Here is a 3852-nt window from a genome sequence, read left to right as displayed (position 1 = left end):
CATCCGGACGGCGTACCGGCCCTGCGCTGACTCCGGCCGCGGGGTCTTACGGCTTCCTGGCGATGAGGCCGACCAGCGACGCCTCGGCGTCGGTGTAGAGGGGCGTCGGCGGCTCGTCGGAGGTGTCCGGGGTCCAGCGGCTGACCGGCAGGATGCCCGGCGGCAGCAGTTCGAGGCCGAGGGCGTCGAGCAGTTCCACGAGTTGCCGCGCGGTGCGGGCCTGTGCCGGGAGGCCCTGGCTGCGGTAGAGGCGGGCGGTGGCCTCGACCTGCTCGGGGGCGTACTCGTCGGTGATGTGGCTGAGGATGAGGTGGCTGCCGGAGGGCAGCGGGTCCATCAGGGTGCTGATGATCCGCTTCGGGTCGTCCTCGTGCGTGATGAAGTGCATGATCGCCAGGAGGGTGAGCGCCACCGGGCGGCCGAAGTCGAGAACCGGCTCGGGACCGGTGAGGCAGGGGTGGCCGAGAATGCCCTCGGGGCGGCGCAGGTCGCCCTGGATGTAGTCGATACGCCCCTGCTCGGTGGAGTTCATCAGCGCGCGGGCGTGCGCGAGCACCACGGGGTCGTGGTCGGTGTACAGGATGTGCGCGCCGGGCTGTTCGCGCTGCACTATCTGGTGGACGTTCGGCGAGGTGGGGATGCCGGTGCCGACGTCGAGGAACTGGTCGATGCCCGCTCCGGCCAGTCGCTCGACGGCCATGTTCATGAAGAGCCGGTTGCCGCGGGCGGCCTGGCGCACCGTCGGCCACACCTTCTCGACCTGCTCGGCGGTCTCCCGGTCCGGCGCGTAGTGGTCCTTGCCGCCCAGGAAGTAGTCGTACATCCGGGCCGTCTGCGGCCTCGTGAAGTCGATCTCCGGCGGGGTCCAGGACGTGCCGACCGCGGTGCTCAGCCAGGCCGTCCCGCCGTTCCCGGTGGTCACATGCACTCCGTTCTCGTGGTGGTCGGTGCCGCCCGGCGGCGGCGGGCGGTCACGCCTTCCTGGCGATGAGGCCCAGGCACGACGCCTCGGCGTCGCTGTAGAGGGGCGCGGGCGGGTCGTCGGAGGTCTCCGCCGACCAGCGGTTGACGGGGAGGATGCCCGGCGGCAGCAGTTCGAGGCCGAGGGCGTCGACAAGTTCGGTCAGCTCGCGCTCGCCACGGGCGTGCGCCGGGAGGCCCTGCTTGTGGTAGAGCCGGGCGGCGGCGTCGACCTCCGCGGGGGCGAACTCGGCCGTGATGTGGCTGAGGACGAGGTGGCTGCCGGCGGGCAGCGCGTCCATCAGGGCACCGACGATGCGCCGCGGGTCGTCCTCGGGGGTGATGAAGTGCATGATCGCCACGAGGTTGACGGCCACCGGCCGGGTGAGGTCGAGGGCCGGGTCGGGGCCGGCCATGCAGGGGTGGCCGAGGATGGTCTCGGGGCGGCGCAGGTCGCCCTCGATGTAGTCGATGCGGCCCTGCTCGGTGGAGTTCATCAGCGCGCGGGCGTGGGCGAGCACCACGGGGTCGTGGTCGGTGTAGAGGATGCGCGCCCCGGGGCGTACCGCCTGGGCTATCTCGTGGACGTTCGGCGAGGTGGGGATGCCGGTGCCGACGTCCAGGAACTGCTCGACGCCGGCGGTGGCGAGCCGCTCGACGGCCAGGTGCATGAAGTGCCGGTTGGCGCGGGCGAACTTGCCGACGCTGGGCCAGACCCCGACGACGCGCTCGGCGGTCTCCCGGTCCGGCACGTAGTGGTCCTTGCCGCCCAGGTAGTAGTCGTACATCCGGGCCGTCTGCGGCTTGGTGAAGTCGATCTCGGGCGGGGTCCAGGACGTCCCGGCCGCGGTGCTCAGCCAGGCCGCCTCGCCGTTGTCGGTGGTCACATGCACTCCGGATTACGCCGTCGGATGATCCGAACTCTGTCATACGAGGTGCGGTTTGTCTCGGACTCCCCTTCCCCCGAGTCCAGTTGGGCACACGCTCGGCCGGCGCCGCGGACCCGGCCGGAAGTCCAGTTGACAAGATGTCCTGACAAACCCCTTGCCCCGGCTCTCCGTCTGGCTTAGAAAGGGGCGGTCGTGGGCCTCATCAAGCGGGGCTCACCACGTACGTCAAGGGGAGGCCATCGGTGACGAACTCGGCGCAGGGGGACAGAACAGGGCCCGCGGGGGCACAGGACACGGACCGGTCGGGGCCGAGCCGGCGGGTCGTTTCGGCCGCGCTGGTGTCCGGCATCGTCGGTACGGCGCTGGGCGCGACCGCCCCGTCCGCGTGGGCGGACGACTGGAGCGTGCCGCGCCCGCGCAAGGCGCCGCCCGGCCGCCGGGACCGCGCCCACAACGACGTGCTCTTCGTCGGCGCGCACCCGGACGACGAGTGCGGCAACCTCGCGACCTTCGGGCAGTGGCGGGAGCAGCACGGGCTGAGCACCGGCGTGCTCACCGTCACCCGCGGCGAGGGCGGCGGCAACGCGGTCGGCCCGGAGGAGGGTCCGCCGCTCGGGCAGATGCGGGAGGACGAGGAGCGCGAGGCGGTCGGCCTCGCCGGTATCGACAACATCTACTACCTGGACAAGCCCGACTTCTGGTACACGCTGTCCGGCCCGCTGACGGCCGCGATCTGGGACGTGGACGACACGCTGGAGCGCGTCGTCCGGCTGATCCGCGCCACGACGCCCGACACGGTCGTGACGATGGACCCGCGCCCCTTCAACCAGCACGGCGGCCACCAGCTGTCCGCGCGGCTGGCGATCGAGGCGTTCTTCCTCGCCGGGGACCCGCGCGCGTTCCGCTCGCAGATCACCAAGGAGGGCTACCGCCCGCACCGCCCGCGGCTGCTGCTCGCGCAGAACTACGGCTTCGGCAGCCTGCTCGGCCCGGACGCCCCGAAGCAGCGGCGCACGGACCGCGCCAGCGGCCTGCCCGTCTTCGGCGTCTTCACCGGCACGCGCAGCAAGGAGTACGGCACGAGCTGGGCGCAGGTGGAGCGGGACGCCGCCCGCAAGTACGTCACGCAGGGCTGGGCCTCGCGGCCGCCCCAGGTGCCGACCGACCCCGAGCAGCTCGGCTCCGACTGGTACACCGTCCTGGCGGCGAACGGCAAGGCCGTGAAGTCGAAGGTGCGGCCCCAGGGCGAGCTGCGCCCGCTGTACGCGGAGTTCCGCGACTGGACGGAGCGCGTCGGCCTGCCGTGGCTGGCGAACGACACCCAGCCGACGTACCCCGCCGCCCCGGCCACGACGATCCCCGAGGTCGCCACCGCCCCCGTGCTCGACGGGGTGGAGCGCCCCGGCGAGTACCCGGGCCCCGAACTGCCGCTGGTGCACTGGGAGGGCGAGAAGGTCGGCGCGGAGGACGTCTCGGCGACGGCGAAGCTCTCGCGGCACGGGGACGACCTGTACGTGTTCGTCGAGGTCACCGACGACCGCAGGGGCACGGCGCTGGAGGAGAGCGACGCCAAGCGCCACTGGCGTACCGACGCGGTCGAGATCACCCTCGACCCGCGCGGCACGGCCGACGACACCTCGACGACGTTCAAGACGGGCATCTTCCCGTACACCGCGAACGGCGGCGGTGCGGCGGCCGAGCGCGACGGCGACAACCGGCAGGGCCCGGCGGCCACCACGGCGCCCGGCATGCGGGTGGTCTCGGCGGTCTCGGACCCGTACCAGGGCTACACGGTCGAGGCGAAGATCGCGCTGGCCGACCTGCCGGCCGCGGCGGACCCGGCGAAGTTCGCGCTCAACGTGCTGGTGTACGACTCGGACACCGACGACAAGACGGGCCAGACCCGGCTCGCCTGGTCGCCGTTCGGCAGCGCCCAGGCCGACCCGTACGTCTGGGGCACCGCGGCGCTGGAGGGCTACACCCCGCCCGCCGACCGGCCGAC

Annotated in this window: 3 protein-coding genes; 1 reads left to right on the top strand and 2 read right to left on the bottom strand. The window is 72.6% G+C overall.

Annotated features, from left to right (window positions below; all coding sequences use genetic code 11):
* Positions 1 to 46: 46 nt before the first annotated feature.
* Entirely contained in the window at positions 47 to 922 is an 876-nt protein-coding gene (locus tag H5J30_RS21225; RefSeq protein ID WP_181788983.1) for an SAM-dependent methyltransferase, read from the bottom strand.
* A gap of 49 nt (positions 923 to 971) precedes the next feature.
* The gene (locus H5J30_RS21220) at positions 972 to 1847 is read right to left on the bottom strand and encodes an SAM-dependent methyltransferase (RefSeq protein ID WP_181788982.1); all 876 of its coding nucleotides are present in this window, start codon (positions 1845 to 1847) and stop codon (positions 972 to 974) included.
* A gap of 341 nt (positions 1848 to 2188) precedes the next feature.
* Here H5J30_RS21220 and H5J30_RS21215 point away from each other — a divergent pair.
* A partial coding sequence (locus H5J30_RS21215; RefSeq protein WP_309505594.1) for a sugar-binding protein occupies positions 2189 to 3852 on the top strand: 1664 nt, incomplete at its 3' end.

It is taken from the genome of Streptomyces phytophilus (genome assembly GCF_013870535.1).
Taxonomy (GTDB): Bacteria; Actinomycetota; Actinomycetes; order Streptomycetales; family Streptomycetaceae; genus Streptomyces; species Streptomyces phytophilus.
This window is presented reverse-complemented; position numbering and strand designations above follow the sequence as displayed.